The 15,340-nt window shown below is 51.9% G+C and carries 13 protein-coding genes and 1 pseudogene; 5 read left to right on the top strand and 9 right to left on the bottom strand.

The genetic code is table 11. The annotated features are described in order from the left end of the window. Positions 1-233 (top strand): annotated as a pseudogene (locus ACO0LC_RS23680) (IS481 family transposase); the annotation flags it as partial. A gap of 390 nt (positions 234-623) precedes the next feature. Here ACO0LC_RS23680 and ACO0LC_RS23675 read toward each other — a convergent pair. Together ACO0LC_RS23675 and ACO0LC_RS23670 are read right to left on the bottom strand one after the other, a co-directional pair. Beyond that, a complete protein-coding gene (locus ACO0LC_RS23675) occupies positions 624-1,964 on the bottom strand; it encodes an ATP-binding protein (protein WP_423007766.1) in 1,341 nt (446 codons plus the stop codon). After that, positions 1,964-2,710, bottom strand: coding sequence for a response regulator (locus ACO0LC_RS23670; RefSeq protein WP_423007764.1), 747 nt, complete (start codon positions 2,708-2,710; stop codon positions 1,964-1,966). The genes ACO0LC_RS23675 and ACO0LC_RS23670 overlap by 1 nt, the downstream gene beginning before the upstream one ends. A gap of 219 nt (positions 2,711-2,929) precedes the next feature. Here ACO0LC_RS23670 and ACO0LC_RS23665 point away from each other — a divergent pair, with 219 nt between their 5' ends. Continuing rightward, positions 2,930-3,475: a DUF2147 domain-containing protein gene (locus ACO0LC_RS23665; protein WP_423007762.1), complete on the top strand. Its 546-nt coding sequence runs from the start codon at positions 2,930-2,932 to the stop codon at positions 3,473-3,475. A gap of 52 nt (positions 3,476-3,527) precedes the next feature. Here the strand turns inward: ACO0LC_RS23665 and phhA are convergent, their stop codons facing one another. Further along, positions 3,528-4,424 (bottom strand): phenylalanine 4-monooxygenase, encoded by an 897-nt coding sequence (gene phhA / locus ACO0LC_RS23660; protein WP_423007760.1) that lies wholly within the window; start codon positions 4,422-4,424, stop codon positions 3,528-3,530. 88 nt (positions 4,425-4,512) lie between these two features. Further along, a complete protein-coding gene (gene hppD / locus ACO0LC_RS23655; RefSeq protein WP_423007758.1) occupies positions 4,513-5,625 on the bottom strand; it encodes a 4-hydroxyphenylpyruvate dioxygenase in 1,113 nt (370 codons plus the stop codon). A gap of 178 nt (positions 5,626-5,803) precedes the next feature. On the opposite strand from hppD, the gene ACO0LC_RS23650 reads away from it, so the two are divergent. Both ACO0LC_RS23650 and ACO0LC_RS23645 read left to right on the top strand, forming a co-directional pair. Further along, positions 5,804-6,307 (top strand): Lrp/AsnC family transcriptional regulator, encoded by a 504-nt coding sequence (locus ACO0LC_RS23650; RefSeq protein ID WP_423007756.1) that lies wholly within the window; start codon positions 5,804-5,806, stop codon positions 6,305-6,307. 132 nt (positions 6,308-6,439) lie between these two features. Beyond that, positions 6,440-7,021: a YdeI/OmpD-associated family protein gene (locus ACO0LC_RS23645; protein WP_423007754.1), complete on the top strand. Its 582-nt coding sequence runs from the start codon at positions 6,440-6,442 to the stop codon at positions 7,019-7,021. Between the two features lie 130 nt (positions 7,022-7,151). On the opposite strand, the gene ACO0LC_RS23640 is transcribed toward ACO0LC_RS23645, so the two are convergent. From ACO0LC_RS23640 to ACO0LC_RS23625, 4 genes are all read right to left on the bottom strand, one after another. Then, positions 7,152-7,838, bottom strand: coding sequence for a GNAT family N-acetyltransferase (locus ACO0LC_RS23640; RefSeq protein ID WP_423007752.1), 687 nt, complete (start codon positions 7,836-7,838; stop codon positions 7,152-7,154). Between the two features lie 112 nt (positions 7,839-7,950). Next, positions 7,951-9,138, bottom strand: coding sequence for a multifunctional CCA addition/repair protein (locus ACO0LC_RS23635; protein WP_423007750.1), 1,188 nt, complete (start codon positions 9,136-9,138; stop codon positions 7,951-7,953). A gap of 9 nt (positions 9,139-9,147) precedes the next feature. After that, positions 9,148-9,861: a glutathione S-transferase family protein gene (locus ACO0LC_RS23630; protein WP_423007748.1), complete on the bottom strand. Its 714-nt coding sequence runs from the start codon at positions 9,859-9,861 to the stop codon at positions 9,148-9,150. A gap of 11 nt (positions 9,862-9,872) precedes the next feature. After that, a complete protein-coding gene (locus ACO0LC_RS23625; RefSeq protein ID WP_423007746.1) occupies positions 9,873-11,840 on the bottom strand; it encodes a transglycosylase SLT domain-containing protein in 1,968 nt (655 codons plus the stop codon). 33 nt (positions 11,841-11,873) lie between these two features. On the opposite strand from ACO0LC_RS23625, the gene ACO0LC_RS23620 reads away from it, so the two are divergent. Beyond that, complete coding sequence (locus ACO0LC_RS23620) at positions 11,874-12,452, top strand: 5-formyltetrahydrofolate cyclo-ligase (RefSeq protein WP_423007744.1); 579 nt, start codon at positions 11,874-11,876, stop codon at positions 12,450-12,452. A gap of 25 nt (positions 12,453-12,477) precedes the next feature. Here ACO0LC_RS23620 and ACO0LC_RS23615 read toward each other — a convergent pair whose 3' ends face one another. Further along, on the bottom strand, positions 12,478-15,252 hold the full coding sequence (locus tag ACO0LC_RS23615) for a tetratricopeptide repeat protein (protein WP_423007742.1): 2,775 nt from the start codon (positions 15,250-15,252) through the stop codon (positions 12,478-12,480). Between the last annotated feature and the right edge of the window lie 88 nt (positions 15,253-15,340).

Genomic DNA, 15,340 nt, shown 5'->3' with positions numbered 1-15,340 from the left:
CTTACCCCGCTTGCTTGCCGCCAGTCGAATACCCTCCCGACGACATCACTCTCAAAGTTGGTTGGGAAGGATGGATCAAGTTTCAAAAACGTGCTTTTAAGGTGTCATCTGCCTTACATCGAGAAACCATTGCAGTCAGACCTAACAATGCTAGTGACGGGGTTTTTGATGTGTTTTATTGCCGTCAAAAAATCCTGCAAATTGATTTGCGAACGCAAAAGAAATCCGTTTAAATGTGTTACCTATGTCTCAATACACCTGTAACCTATGTCCCTGTTCTATACACGTCGCCAAGAAAGGTATGCCAAAGAAGGCGACCCAGGCGTAGCCGCCCCTGCGGGGTTCCCGTTTATGCAGTACAAAAAATGGGAAGGCCCGAAACTCGCTACCCTTGCAGGGCGCACAATCGCTTGCAAGCGATTGCCGTTACGCAGGCGAAGTGCATGCACTTCGAAACCCCTGCTACACCTCAAACAGCGGTCCTTCTTTTTCCATTTTCTGTATTGCACAAACGGCGGCTACACATGGGAACTGCGAAAAGTCAAAAGCAACGTCAAATTCAACAGCAACGTCACCACGACCGCTACTCACGTTCTTCGCGGTCAATTGCTCATCGCTTAGCCCTACTCCACCCCAACATGCAAAGGTAATCTGACACTCACCGCCAGACCACCACCTTCACGATTGGCAAACTGCATTTGTGCATGCAGTTGCAACGCCAGTTGCGCCACGATCGCCAGACCCAGGCCGGCGCCGCCAGTGTCGCGGTTGCGGGAGGATTCTAGTCGTACGAAGGGTTGCATGACGGCTTCCCACTGGTTTTCAGGGATGCCGGGGCCTCTGTCCTGCACGGTGATGACGGCATGCTGCGCATCACTGTCCAGGACAACTTCCACTTCACTGCCAAACTTCAGGGCATTGTCGATGAGGTTGCTGAGCAGGCGGGACAGGGCCAGGGGGCGGGTTTGTACGATCTGGTTGCTGCTGCCGCTCAGACTGACATGCTGGCCGGTGTCGCAATAGTCTTGTACCAGGCTGTCTGCCAGTGCATCAAGCTTGATCTTGCTGCTGGCTTCCTGGTCGATTTGTAATTGGTTTTGTATCTTGGCATAGGCCAGACCTTGTTCCACCAGTTTCTGCATGGCTTGCAGGTCGGCCTGCATTTTATCGCGCTGGCTGTCGTCGTCCATGAGTTCGGTGCGCAGGCGCAGGCGGGTGATGGGGGTTTGCAGGTCGTGGGTGATGGAGGCCAGGATTTGCATGCGTTCTGCCAGATAAGTATCTATCCGTTCTTGCATATTCTGGAAGGCGGTAGCCGCACGAAATACTTCTCGCGGGGCGCGGGCAGGGAACTGTGGTCTGGCACCTGGCTTGACCATGGCATCGGCTGCTTCAGCCAGCATGGCCAGCGGGCGCGTTGCTGTCCTGACTGCCAGCCAGGTTGCCAGCATGATGATGGCAAGCTGTATGCAGAGCAGCGAGAACATGCTCCATTGTATGGTGTAAGGTGTTGCCGTCAGGCGAACAGTGAGCGGTGCGCCATCACTCAAGGCCAGATGCAATTGCAGGACTTTCTTATCACCTTCCGTGCGCATGCTAATACGGATTTTCGCCGCTCGCTCCAGATTGTTTTTTATCGCCTCGATGGCCTCATTGGCAATGTCCAGGTCTGTGCTGTCGGTGGAATCAGCAGGCGCGGCTTGCAAAGTATACTGGTAGTTGTTGCGGGCCAGCTTACTCAGCCAGGCCTGACGTTCGCTGACTGGCAGGCGGTCGAGAAAGGAAATCGCATTGGCGACATCCTTGCCCACTGAATAGACCATATGATTTTTCCTGACCTGCATCTTGTCCCATTGCGACGAAGCAAATGAGAGTGCATAGGCCATCAGCAGGGCGCTCAGCAAAATCAGGCACAGGCGGCCAAACAGGGTGTGTGGCCAGTGCGGGCTTTCTATGATGTGCATCAAGCCTCCTCAGGTGCTGTGACCTGCGCGCAAAATACATAGCCTTCGCTGCGCACGGTTTTGATATAGCGTGGCTCGCGCGCATCGTCGCGCAAATGCTGGCGCAGGCGACTGACCAGCAAGTCTATGGAACGCTCGAACAAATCCGCATCCCGACCCTGGGTCAGGTTCAGTAACTGGTCACGATTCAGTACTCTTTGTGGATGTTCGACAAAGACTTGCAGCAAACGGTATTCTGCCCCGCTGAGTGTCACCATGACACTGTCTTTGTCGAGCAGATGGCGTGCCAGAGTGTCGAGTTGCCAGTCCCCAAACTGCAGCATGGCGGGCGGCTTTTGTTCGCGCAATTTAGGTGGCAGCATGCGTGTGCGGCGCAAGACCGTTTTGATGCGTGCCAGCAATTCCCGTGCGGCGAAAGGCTTGGTCAGGTAATCGTCGGCACCCATTTCCAGGCCCACTATACGGTCGGTCTCGTCTGCACGTGCAGTCAGGAAAAGCAGGGGGATGACTTTGTGTGGCCCTGAGCGTAATTCACGGCACAGGCTAAGCCCATCTTCACCCGGCATCATGATATCAAGCACGATGAGATCGATGGCATTGCTTTCCAGTAAAGCGCGCATTTGCTTGCCGCCCGCAGCCGTACTGACCTTGTTGCCATTCTTGCGCAGGTACAGGGCAGTCAGTTCGCGTATTTCTGCATCATCATCAACGATGAGGATGTGGTCCGGGGAGTCAGTATTTTCCATGTAGTGGGCTTTGTGCTCATTCTATTCGCTACGCTCATAGGGCTTTATAGCTTAAATCGTGACATAGGCAAAATCTTTTGTATCCCAGTGTATCTGAGTGCCCTTGACACATATAGGGATGCAAATAAGGTATTTCCTGACATGTGCCAGATACCTTGCTCCAGTCTAATGATATGGCCGTGATGATTTCATCACCTTTATAACCTAAGGAGAACTGACATGAAAAAGCAAATGATCGTTATCACGACTTGCGCCACTGTATTGATGAGTGCCTGGTCTGTACAGGCGCAGCAGGCAGGTTTGTCTGATTATTACCTAGCACCTGTGGAAGCTGAGATTCAGACTAACAATCAAGCTAACAGCCATGCCAGCAAGCAGGTGGCAATCGCGGGCACCTGGCTCACGCAAAGTGGTAGCCTGGAAGTAGAAATCGGCAATTGCGGCCAAGCCTTGTGCGGCAAAGTCAGCAAGGTCAATGAACTGGCCGCAGCTAACCTGAGCGCTATGAGTGCCATGGGTAGTACTGCGGCATCAGTGCCTGCGATACCTGTGTTGGGCAAGACCATCATGGAGGGCTTTACTCCAGGCAAGGCGGACACCTGGTCAGGCAAAATTTTTAACCGTGCTGATGGCCAGACCTATGCTTGCCAGATGCGTATGCTGAGCCCGACTGAGCTGGAAGTCACAGCCTACAAGGACAAACCAGAAAATGGTCGTAGCCAGGTCTGGACGCGGGTATCAAATACCGTCACTGCACAAAAATAAGAAATGGGACATCACGCTTGATGTCCCACTTTATTTTTTTTTAGATGCCAACTTATGGCAGTAATTCAACTTCACCCGGCAATAAAGTATTGGCTGGCAAGGCATCGAGTTGTTTCAGGCGCTCATAATAAGGCGTGAAATCCGGTGCCGTGCCATCAAACAATTGCTGGAAATTGTCGATGACAAAATAGGTTTCCTGGAAGCTGTCTATCTTGTACAGGGTTTGCAGGCAGCGTTCTATTTCAAGGTGGATATGGCGTGAAGGTGTACCCGGCTTCAGGCAATATTCCACTTCACCACCAGATGACAAAATGCCCGCGCCATAAATACGCAAACCCTTGTCTGTTTTGATCAGGCCAAACTCCACCGTGTACCAGTACAGGCGCGCCAGATAATCCAGACCACCCAGCTTCATCGCTTTCAAGCCACCCTTGCCATACAACTGCATATAGTCAGCAAAGACAGGATTGAACAGCAGTGGTACATGACCAAAATAGTCGTGGAAGACATCGGGTTCAACGATGTAATTGAATTCTTCAGGCTTGCGCAACCACACGGTGATAGGGAAGCGGCGATTGGCCAGGTGTTCAAAGAACGTCAGCTCAGGGATCAGGCCAGGCACGGCGACGATGCGCCAGCCTGTGGCGGCAAATAATTCTTCTGAAGTGCGCTCAAAACGCGGGATGCCACCAGACGCATCCATCTTGTGCAGTGCTTCTATGAACTCATCACAGGCACGGCCAGGCAAGAGTTCCATCTGGCGCTGGTAGAGTTTGCGCCACAATTCGTGTTCTTCTTCTGTATAAGCGTCCCAGTCCTGGGCGACGACGTATTGCTCGTCGGCTTTTTCATAATTGCCACGCAAGGCAGCACCATTGGATTTTTCGGCAACGGTGGCAAGGAAATCGTCGTTGCTGACAGTAGTAGCGGAAGTAGCGATAGTATCCATATTTTTCAGCGAAAAAGGCCGGCATCATCATGATGGCCAGCCTCCTTCAAGTCTCCATTAGCTGTTAGCGAAACAAAGTTTTAATGCCTCAGGCAGTTGTTTCGTCTTTGATGACGCCACGACGGATCTGATCAAGCTCAATAGATTCAAACAGGGCGCGGAAATTACCTTCACCAAAACCCTGGTCGCCTTTGCGCTGGATGATTTCAAAGAAGATAGGGCCGATGACCGTGGTCGTGAAAATCTGCAACAGCAATTCACGCGATGTTTCTGTGCTCTTGCCATCGACCAGAATGCGCAGCTTGCGCAGTTCTTCCAGGTTCTCACCATGGCCAGGCAGGCGACGGTCAACCAGGTCGTAGTAAGTTTCTATGGTGTCCTGGAACACGACGCCATTGGCTTTCATGCCGCCAACTGTGTCATAGATATTGTCTGTGCCCATGGCGATATGTTGTACGCCTTCACCGTGGTACAGGTCCAGGTATTCAGCGATCTGGGATTTGTCATCCGAAGATTCATTGATAGGAATACGGATTTTGCCGCAAGGAGAAGTCATGGCTTTGGACTTCAGGCCTGTATGCTTGCCAGCGATATCGAAGTAACGGATTTCGCGGAAGTTGAACAGGGTTTCATAGAAATCTGCCCATTCCTTCATACGGCCACGGTGTACATTGTGGGTCAGGTGGTCGATGTAAGTCAGGCCTTTGCCGACAGGATTGGAATCCACGCCTGGCAATGCTACGAAGTCAGCATCATAGATACTGATATTGCCGATGGCGCCTGTATCTGCACCATCTTTGCCATGCCAGCGGTCAACGAAATAAATCAGGGAATCGCCTATGCCTTTGATAGCAGGGATATTGAGTTCCATAGGGCCGGTTTTATTGTCAAAGCCCCAGGCGCCCAGTTCCAGCGCGCGCTTGTAGGCAGCATTGGCATCCTTGACGCGGAAAGCGAATGCGCACACGGACTGGCCATGTTTGCGGGCAAATTTTTGTGCGAAAGAATCAGGTTCTGCATTGATGATGAAGTTCACACCGCCCTGGCGGAACAGAGTCACATCCTTGGTGCGATGCTTGGCGATCGCGGTAAAACCCATAGTGACGAATAATTCGCCCAGTGCTTTTGGATCGGGTGCTGCGTACTCGATAAACTCAAAGCCATCGGTACCCATAGGGTTTTCCCAAGTTTGGAAAGTCATGCCTGTCTCCTCAGTGTGATCATCAGTATTGCTGCATCTGGCTAGTTTGAAGTCTGGCTTTGATGTAGCTCAAGCTCTCAGTATAGTCTGCGAAACGCGCCATATAATTGCAAAATAACCCAATACTTCATTGATTTGAGCAATAATATTGCTTAATTCATTTGGTATGGGGCAGATTATGCTTGAAGTTGAACTGGACAAGATAGACCGCAAGATCCTGGCGATTTTGCAGGCTGATGGCAGGCTGACCAACCAGGAAGTGGCCGAGCGTGTCAATCTCTCGCCTTCCCCCTGCCTGCGCCGCATCAAGCGCCTGGAAGACAGTGGCGTCATCCGCAAATACGTAGCCTTGCTGGAGCCCGCCAAGATAGGCCTGGGCTTGCTGGCCTATGTTAATGTCAGGCTGGAAAAGCATAGCGATGCTCCGGGCAAGGGGGCATCACGCTCACCGCGCGATGATTTCTCTGCTTCTGTGGGGCAATGGCCAGAAGTGGTGGCCTGCTATGCCATGACGGGCGAAATGGATTATCTCTTGCGTGTGCATGTGGAAGACATGAATCACTTTTCACGTTTCATGATGGAGACGCTATTGCGTCATTCAGCGGTACTCGATGTGAAATCAAGTTTTGCCTTGCAGCAAATCAAGGATACGACGGCTTTGCCTGTCCTGGTCGGCGCCTGATGTAAGTACATATACGTGCATGTGCGTGCATATTGATAGAACGATAAAACTGATTAATAATTTATTACTCATAATCAAGCCCCAGTTTGCGGTGGCTCACCATAAGTGCACTTTATATCGGAAAGGCATACTATGAATTCCAGGGTTGATGGCTATGTGGCTAAAGCCAAAAAGTGGCAAGAAGAAATAGCTGAATTGCGAAAAATCGCCCTGGACTGTCAATTGACCGAAGAGTTGAAGTGGGGCACGCCCTGCTATACCTCGCAAGACAGCAACATAGTCTTGATCCATGTATTCAAAGAGTATGCTGCCCTGTTGTTTTTCAAAGGGGCTTTGTTAAAAGATCCCAAGAATATCCTGATACAGCAAACAGAAAATACCCAGGCTGCGCGCCAGCTGCGCTTCACCAGTGCCCAAGAAATAGTGAAGATAAAATCCACGATCAAAGCCTATATTGCCGAGGCGATCAAAGTAGAAAAAGCTGGCTTGAAAGTGGATTTTAAAAAGACAGAAGAATTCAGTATGCCTGAAGAATTCCAGCAAAAACTGGAACAGCACGCGGATTTAAAAACTGCATTCGAAGCCTTGACCCCAGGCCGTCAAAGAGCCTATCTCCTGCATTTCTCTGCTGCCAAACAAGCCAGGACCAGAGTAGCCAGAGTAGAAAAATACATGCAGAAAATTCTTGAGGGGAAGGGGCTGGATGATGAGTAAAGATGTACTGATTTGAACTTAATCGACAAGTGAGATACAGAGAAAAGCACTTCGGTTTTCCTCCTGCATTTCTCTTTGTCTCTGTGCCTCTGTGTTGAGAGGTCTTTTAGTCTGCGAACTTACTTCTAACTTACTTCGAGCTATCCTTCACACCCGGCAAATACCTGAGCCATTTGGCGGCGGCGCGGGCGTTGGCTTTGATGGTGTAGTCGATGGTGGCGACTTGTTCCTGCATGGCTTCTTTCAAGATGCTGGCGGCGTTGGCGGGCAGGATTTTTAGGTAGGCGTCGGCTTCGCCGTAGGCGCGGTGGATTTCCATGCCGGCTTTTTTTGCGATGTGTATCATGGTCTGGTTGGATGACAGACAATGCATATACAGGGTATCAACATCATCATTGCGGCAGTGGATGGCACCGCGTTCAAACAGCTTGGAACCTATGCCCTTGCCACGTGCATTGCCTGAGACTGAGACGCCAAACTCTGCCACCTTGTCCTTGTTGGTGTGCTCATCATCTTCACTGCGGGGGGCATAGGCGAGATGACCAACACCCACTATATTGAAGCGGTGGCTGATGACGCCAAAGACCTTGTCGCGGGAGAAATCTATCCCTTCCACGTATTTTTCTATCAGGGTATCCGGCAAATAGGTGCCAAAGCGTAGCAGGCGGTCACTTTCTTCGAGGCCGAGAAAGTGCTTCAGGATGCGATGCCTGTCCTTTTCTGATAATTCCTTCACGAAAACAGCAGATCTGGATGGTTTATTGGCAGAATCTAACAAGTGTTTGGGATCTTCTGGAAAAACGTCGGACGCATTCATGGCAGCTCCTTATGGGTAGCTTTTGTGCAGTGCACAATGCATTGTAGATGATCTGTTTCGATTATTCCAGAAAAGCGCTTTATTTGAGAATAAAACTTCTATTCCACCGGCTTCAGCTAATGGCCGTCTTCAGCGCCGCTATTCTGGCTGCCCGTATGGCAACAGGAATTTGTGAGGGCGTGCTGGCGTGCTGGCTGGCAATGTCGCCGCCATTGATTTGTTGAGCCAGTTCCAACGCCTTGGCTAGCTGGATTTGCGGTTCATAGGCTGCATCTGCTTGGACATATTTATTGCCAAATAAACAGGCAGTCGTGCTTAATAGCTCCAGGAAACGCTGAGGTTTGCGATAGGCGTCACAGCGACCTAACAGATCAATCTTGTCCGCTGCTGTCATGCTCATGGCCGCCTGGATATGCAAATGCTCACGCGCCAGCAGGATGGCCAGGTCACGGCAATCTGCCGGTACTTTCAGACGCTGGCTAATCGCGTCAGCCAGGGTCGTGCGCTGTTTTTCCTGCGCAGGAGTGCTTGGAACGCCTGCTTGCGCGGCAGTCAGATCGTGCAAGAGTACGGCATAGCGTGTCGTCAATGGGTGTGCCGCTTGTGCCGTTGCATCCAGTAACTCCATTAACTGTGTGGCTGCCGGGCCAGACCATAAGGTATCCAGCTCAGGCAACAGGCGTTGCAGTGCGCCGCAACTGCGCAGCACTTCAAACATGCGCGAAGGACGCACTTCCATCAGACCGCGTGAAATCTCTTGCCATACACGTTCAGCCACCAGGGCATCGACTTCACCGGCAGCGACCATTTCTTGCATAAGGGTCGTGGTTTCTTGCGCCACACTGAAATCCCGCGGCGGTATGGCAAAGCGGGCAGCAAAGCGGGCCAGACGCAAGATGCGTACCGGGTCTTCACAAAATGCCATCGATACATGGCGAAATACCCGGTTTTCCAGGTCCTGCAGGCCGCCATAGGGGTCGATGATGGTGCCATCGTCATCCTGGGCCATGGCATTGATGCTGAGGTCGCGCCGTATCAAATCCTGTTCCAGCGTCACATCAGCGTCGGTATGGAACACAAAGCCCTTGTAACCAGCCGCGGTCTTGCGTTCTGTGCGGGCCAGGGCATATTCTTCATGCGTCCTGGGATGCAGGAATACCGGGAAATCCTTGCCCACAGGCAGGAAGCCCTGGGCCAGCATGTCTTGCGGGCTGGCACCAACGACGACAAAATCCCGGTCTTGCACGGGATAGCCCAGCAGTGCATCGCGCACGGCACCACCTACGATATATGTCTTCATGCTGATTATTCAGTCGCCATGTCGATTGTCATGACCGGGCATGGATTCGGTTTCCAGCAAGGCTTCGCGTACCCACAAGGCCACGGCTGGATGGGCAATGACGCGGTCTACATAAGCTTGCAGTGCTGGTGCCAGGGAGACGCCATAGGTACGAAAGCGCATGACTACCGGCGCATAAAAAGCATCCGCAATAGAGAAAGCACCAAACAGGAATTCATGCGCACCATACAAGGCCAGGCAATCTTCCCAGATTTCACTGATGCGGCCTATGTCTGCCTGCGAACCTATGGTGCGGCCCTTGCCAAACAAATCAGCACGGATATTCATGGGCATGTCAAAGCGCAGGGAAGAAAAGCCGGAATGCATTTCAGCGCAAATACTGCGCGCCGTGGCCCGGGCGGCAACATCTTCCGGCCACAGATTGAGTATGGAGAATTGCTCGGCCAGATATTCACATATCGCCAGCGAATCCCAGACCGTGATTTCACCCGCCAGCAAGACAGGCACGCGACCAGCGGCAGAATATTCGGCGATGCGGGTGGTGGTGTCTGGCTGGTTCAGCAATATGCGTATCTCTTCAAAAGGGATGCCAAAAGCCTTCATCAGCACCCAGGGCCGCATGGACCATGAGGAATAGTTTTTGTTGCCTATCACCAGGCGCAAACCGGCACGGTGCTGGTCCAGCATGGCGGCCAGCGCGGGTTGCATTTCTGTATCTTGCATGATGTCTATACTCAAAGATTGGCAGGAATATCGGAGTCAGTGGCTGTCATGCCCTTGGGTACGACCGTGCCTAAGCGTTTTTTCAGTGACTGCGGTTTTTTCTCGAACAGGGCAGCGTAATACGTTGCATTCGACAATACATTCTTGACATACACGCGGGTCTCGTTGAAGGGGATGGTCTCGGCAAAAATCGCCCCTTCTACTGGACGCGTCAGTTTGGAACGCCAGGCACGCGGACGGCCAGGGCCAGCATTATAGGCAGCCGAGGCCAGGGCTTGCGAACCGCCCAGGTCGGTCAACACCATATTGAGATAATTCGTGCCCAGGGCGATATTGGTTTCTATGTCATTGACCTGGGTAGGTACAAAATTACCGAGGCCAATTTTCTTGGCGACATAGCGTGCCGTCGCCGGCATCAATTGCATCAGGCCGGATGCGCCCACATGCGATTTGGCATTCATGATGAAGCGTGATTCCTGGCGTATCAAACCATACACCCAGGCCATGTCCATGCCCAGTGCCTGGGTAGTCTTGTACATGCTGTCATTGAAGGGGGTAGGGTAGCGCTGGCTGAAGTCGAGTTCACCCTTGGTGCGGTCAGAAGTATTGACCATGCGGTCCAGCAAATTATTGGCTCTTGCCAGCTCTGCTGCGGCCAGATGCTGGCGCTCGCTCATCTTGCGCAATTCCCAATTCCATTCCCGCGTGCCTTCAAAGCGCAGGTTCATGGCGTAAAACTTCAGAGCTCTTTGCAGGTTGGTGTTTTTTTCCATGGGGGCCAGTTCTTCTGGGGTGACTGGCTTGACGGTGGCTGGCACGCCTATTTTTTGACCCTGCTCTTCGAGGGCAAGCTGGCCATAGAAATGCAGTTGATCGGCAATGCTGGCAAACTGGGCGCGTGCTTCTTCATTCTTGCCTTCGGCTTTCAGGGCGCGGCCATACCAGTATACCCAGGCCGGGTCGGCCTTCAGGCTGGCAGGCATGGCGGTGATGCTGGATTTCACCAGCTTCCAGTCGCCTTCGCGCAAGGCAGTGCGGGTGCGCCATTGATAGGCTTCTTGCGTCAGCGCCGCACCCTCGGCTTTTTGCCAATAGCCCAGGGCTTCTGGCTCCAGCTTTTGTGCGGCTTGCATGGCGATCTGCGCCCAGCCCAGGGCTTTTTCACTGTCCGTGAACTGGGCGGCATTGTGGCTCAGGGCCGCAGCAGCTTGCTCATGGTCGCTTTTTGCCAGGCGGCCCAGCGCGATCAGATAGAGTTCATGGGCGGCAAGACCGGCATCTGGCGCTCTCTTGAGCAAAGCGGCCGGTTTGTCCATGGCTTCTGCGACTTGCTTTTCTGGCACATTCAGCAATTTTGCCAGGCGTTGTGCAAGAGGCAAGGCCCCGTTTTCTGCCGCCATGCGCATTTGCGCCCATAAATCAGCCTGATTGAATTGCCCATTGCTGTTCAGATAAGTCACCAGGGCATAACAGCCTTCGCCATAGTCCCGCGGGCTGTTGAGCAAATTGCGTGCCTCGCTTGCCACTTTCTGTTGTTTTACCGCTTTGGATAACAGGGAGTAACAGCGCAACTGATTATCGTCAGCCACCACGAATTGTGGATATTGCTGATCGAACAAGTCCCATTCACCACGCCTGCCCAGCAATAATAACCAGTCATTACGCAGACGGTCAGCGATGGCGTTGCCTTCGTACTTGCTAATAAATTCACGGAATTCAGAGTTTGTCGTTTTTATCAGGCGCGCCCGCAAGCGGTAATAATCGACATAGGAAGGGATTTCATAATTCTTCAGCAATGCCGCATGTTGCTCGGCGCTGGCGGCGTCTTCATGAAAGGCGGCATCGCGCAAGGCCATGAAACGGTCGTCATCATTGATAATCAAGCCCTTTTTTGCCGTTGCCGCATAGGCAAAGGGACTTGTTGCGAAACCTGCTAAGATCATCAGGCCCAGACCAGCTAAACTTTTTTTCACAGACATCTTTTGACAGTTTGAGATTACATTTCTGACAGTATGACACAGCCCAAGAATAGCGAACATAAACTCAGCATGGAAACAGCGCAAACTCGCCCTGAATTACGCCAGCTTTTACGGCAAAAGCGCCAGAGCTTAGCGCCAGAACAGAAGGCCTTGTTGGATGCGGAGTTGGGAAAACAATTGCTGACATGGTACCAGCAAAATAAGCCAGCCAGCCTGGCCGTGTATTGGCCCATACAGTCCGAACCTGATTTACGAGTTCATTACCAGCAATTGCAGGATCAGGGGTTGGCATTGGCCTTGCCGCTGGTCACAGGAAAAGACAGACCATTGAGTTTTCTGGCCTGGCAGGCAGGAGATGCCATGAGCGTAGATTGCTATGGCATTGCCATCCCGGCACATGGCCGGCTGGTGAGCCAGCCTGAAGTATTGCTTATCCCTTGCCTGGGCTGGAATGCAGCAGGCTACCGCCTGGGATATGGTGGTGGCTTTTATGACCGTACCCTGGCCATTGCTCCACGACCACTAGCCATAGGCATAGCCTATGCCTGCACCCAGGCAGAGTTTGCTGCCCATGAACATGATATCGCCATGGATTGCATACTCAGCGCTTAAAAAGTCATGCTGTTGTAGTCCGGTTTTACTGTTTTGCACACCAGGCTTGCCACATACTGTGATAGGCAGCTTCTATCTTGCGACAAAAGCCAGCTTCATCCATGAGCGGGCTGTTTTGCATTTGCAGGCGCAGGCCCGTGCGTATGGCGCTGAGTTCATCCAGATTGCTGGCCAGCTTGACGACCTTGCTGACATATTCTTCTTCTGTTGCGGCTATCCATTCAGGGTGACCAAGCCCGCTCAGTATACTGCTACCCAGGCGACCAACACTGGGTCGTGCAGCCAGGGTGACAAAAGGCACACCCAGATACAGGGATTCAAATAAAGTGGTGCCCGAATTATGCGGAAAACAATCCAGGCCTATATCTATGCGCCGGATGACATCCCAGGGCGGGCTATGCAAACCTATTTGCAGGCGGCTGCGCTCTATACCCAGAGCCACGAATTTGTCTTCCATGGCCTGACGCATGGCCTGATCCTTGAAGTTGCCGCTGTCTATGATAAGGCGGGAATTGTCCAGTTTTTTCATGATGCTGGCCCAGACCTGGATTACGCGCTGATTGATGCGCACTGCACGGCTGAGTGTGCCCAGAGTGATATAGCCATTATTCTTGGCTGGCAAGGGGCTGCTATTACCCATGTCTGCGGCTGGCCTATACACCAGAGCTGGCGTAGCTACCCGCCATACTTGCTCGGCAAATAAATGCTCAAATCCTGGCGGTGCAAATACCGGGTCGGCGAGGAAGTAATCTATGGCCGTCAAGCCCGTGGTATAGGCATAACCCAGCCAGGAAATGGATACAGGTGCAGGTTTGCGTGCCATGACGCGCAAGCGGTTGTCGCCAGTATGCCCGGCCACATCCACCAGGATATCTATGCCATCAGCGCGAATCTTCTCAGCCATGGCCTCATCACTCAGATGTCTGGTCGGCACCCAGTGATCTACATGGCTGCGATAGCGTGCACTGACAGCATCATCGGCAGATAATTCTGCGTAGGCATAGATCTCGAACTGGCTTTTGTCATGCTGAGCCAGCAGGGGTTCGAGAAAATGCTGTACAGGATGGCGCCGCATATCCGGTGAAACATAGCCTATTTTCAGACGCCGGCCAGTTTGCCTGCTATTGGTATGTGGCTGCCATTGCTGGTAATAAGCTGCGGCAAAACGGCGTTCATATTTCTGGTAGGCAGCAAAAATTTCTTCTGCACTCAAGTCGGGATGGTAATTCAGGGAAAACAGCAAATTACCATAGGCTTCAGATAAATCGGGCTTATATTCCAGAGCGCGGCGATAAGCGGCAACTGCTTCAGGGATCAAGCCCTGGTCATCAAATAATGCGCCCAGACTATTATGGGCCTGGGCTAAATCTGGTTTGATTTTTATCGCTCTTTCAAAACAGGAGCGGGCCTCGCTTGATCGACTGAAGGCCATGTGCAACTGGCCAAGTTCAAGCAAGGCAATGACGGAGTTGGGGTCCAGCAACAAGGCTTTTTGATAGCTGGCCTGTGCATCGTCATAGCGCCGTTGTTCATAAAAGAGCTTGCCAAGGTAACTGTGATAGCTGGCATTGCTGCTATCGAACTCTAGCGCTTTGCGATAATTTTCTTCCGCTTTGACAAACTGGCCGCTGACTTTATAAATCTGCGCAAGATTGGCATAAGCAAGGGTAAATTGGGCGTCATGTTTCAAAGCCTGTTGATAGCAGCTTTCCGCTTGTGCCAGATCACCTTGCTCCTGAAATATCACGCCTAGATTGACATGGGCTATAGGGAAGTCAGGTTTTAATTGCAGGGCTTGTTGATAGCAATTTTTTGCTGCCTCAGATTGACCTTGCTCTTTTAAGACCACGCCCAGGTTGTAATGTATGCTGGCCTCTTGCGGATTAAAAACCAGCATCTGGCGATAAATGTTTTCAGCCTCGGCAAATCGAGAGGACTGCAAATACATCTTCAATAGTGCATCTCTCGCCGCAGCATTGGCAGGCTGGCGCATCAGCAGATTTTTTAATATGTTTTCTGCTTCCTGTTGTTTACCTTGTTGCTGATACAAGTTGAGCAGGAAAAAATCGGCATTCACCATATCAGGTTGGCAGGCAATGGCGCGCAGGAAGCAAGGCTCGGCATCTTGCAAGCGGCCTTGGGACGCGTATACCATGCCCAGGTTGCAATAGGCGTAATAATGCTGTGGGTCCAGCTTCAATAATTCTTCATAATGATGCGTGGCTGCATCCAACTGGTCGCGTTGCTGCAAAAGTATGGCCAGATTGAAATGGGCATGCCCCAGTCGCGGATTGAGTTCAAGCGCGTGCAAGTAGGCCTGTTCTGCCTCCTGGTTTTGTCCTGTCAGTGACAGGCTGACACCCAGGTTGAAGTGGGCGACGACTTCAGCAGGTCGTTGGGCAATGACGTGGCGATAACAAATGATCGCTTCAGGAAAACGGGATTGCCCATCCAGACACAGACCAAGATTGATCCAGTGTTCCAGTGATTCTGGCTTGTCTTCCAGGATCAGCCGATAAACGGCCTCGGCTTCTGGCAGCAGGATTTTTTCATACAGCTTGTCAGCCAGGACATCGGCAGCCAGGTTTTCTGCCGGGTCCAGTTGCAGTTTTTCATAAGCGATGGCAATGGCATCTTGACTCTGCCTGGCAAGAGCCGGGTCCGCAGCAGCGCTGCTGCTAAAGCTTGCTGGCACTGACGTTACTATGGCAGGGCCAGGTTCGCCAGTGCTGGCAATAACTTGCTGTGGTGCGGGAATCTCTTGTGACTTTGAAAAAGTTTTTTTAAGCCAGTTCAACATAAGTGTCCGTCATTTCTTTGCTGTTACAAAATGACGGATATTTTAACCAGTAATGCTTTCATGTGGCTAAAGTAAAGAGCGACCAGTT

Source organism: Undibacterium sp. JH2W (genome assembly GCF_049340425.1).
GTDB lineage: Bacteria > Pseudomonadota > Gammaproteobacteria > Burkholderiales > Burkholderiaceae_D > Undibacterium.
Note: the sequence above shows the minus strand (reverse complement) of the source record. Positions and strands in the feature narration are given on the sequence as shown.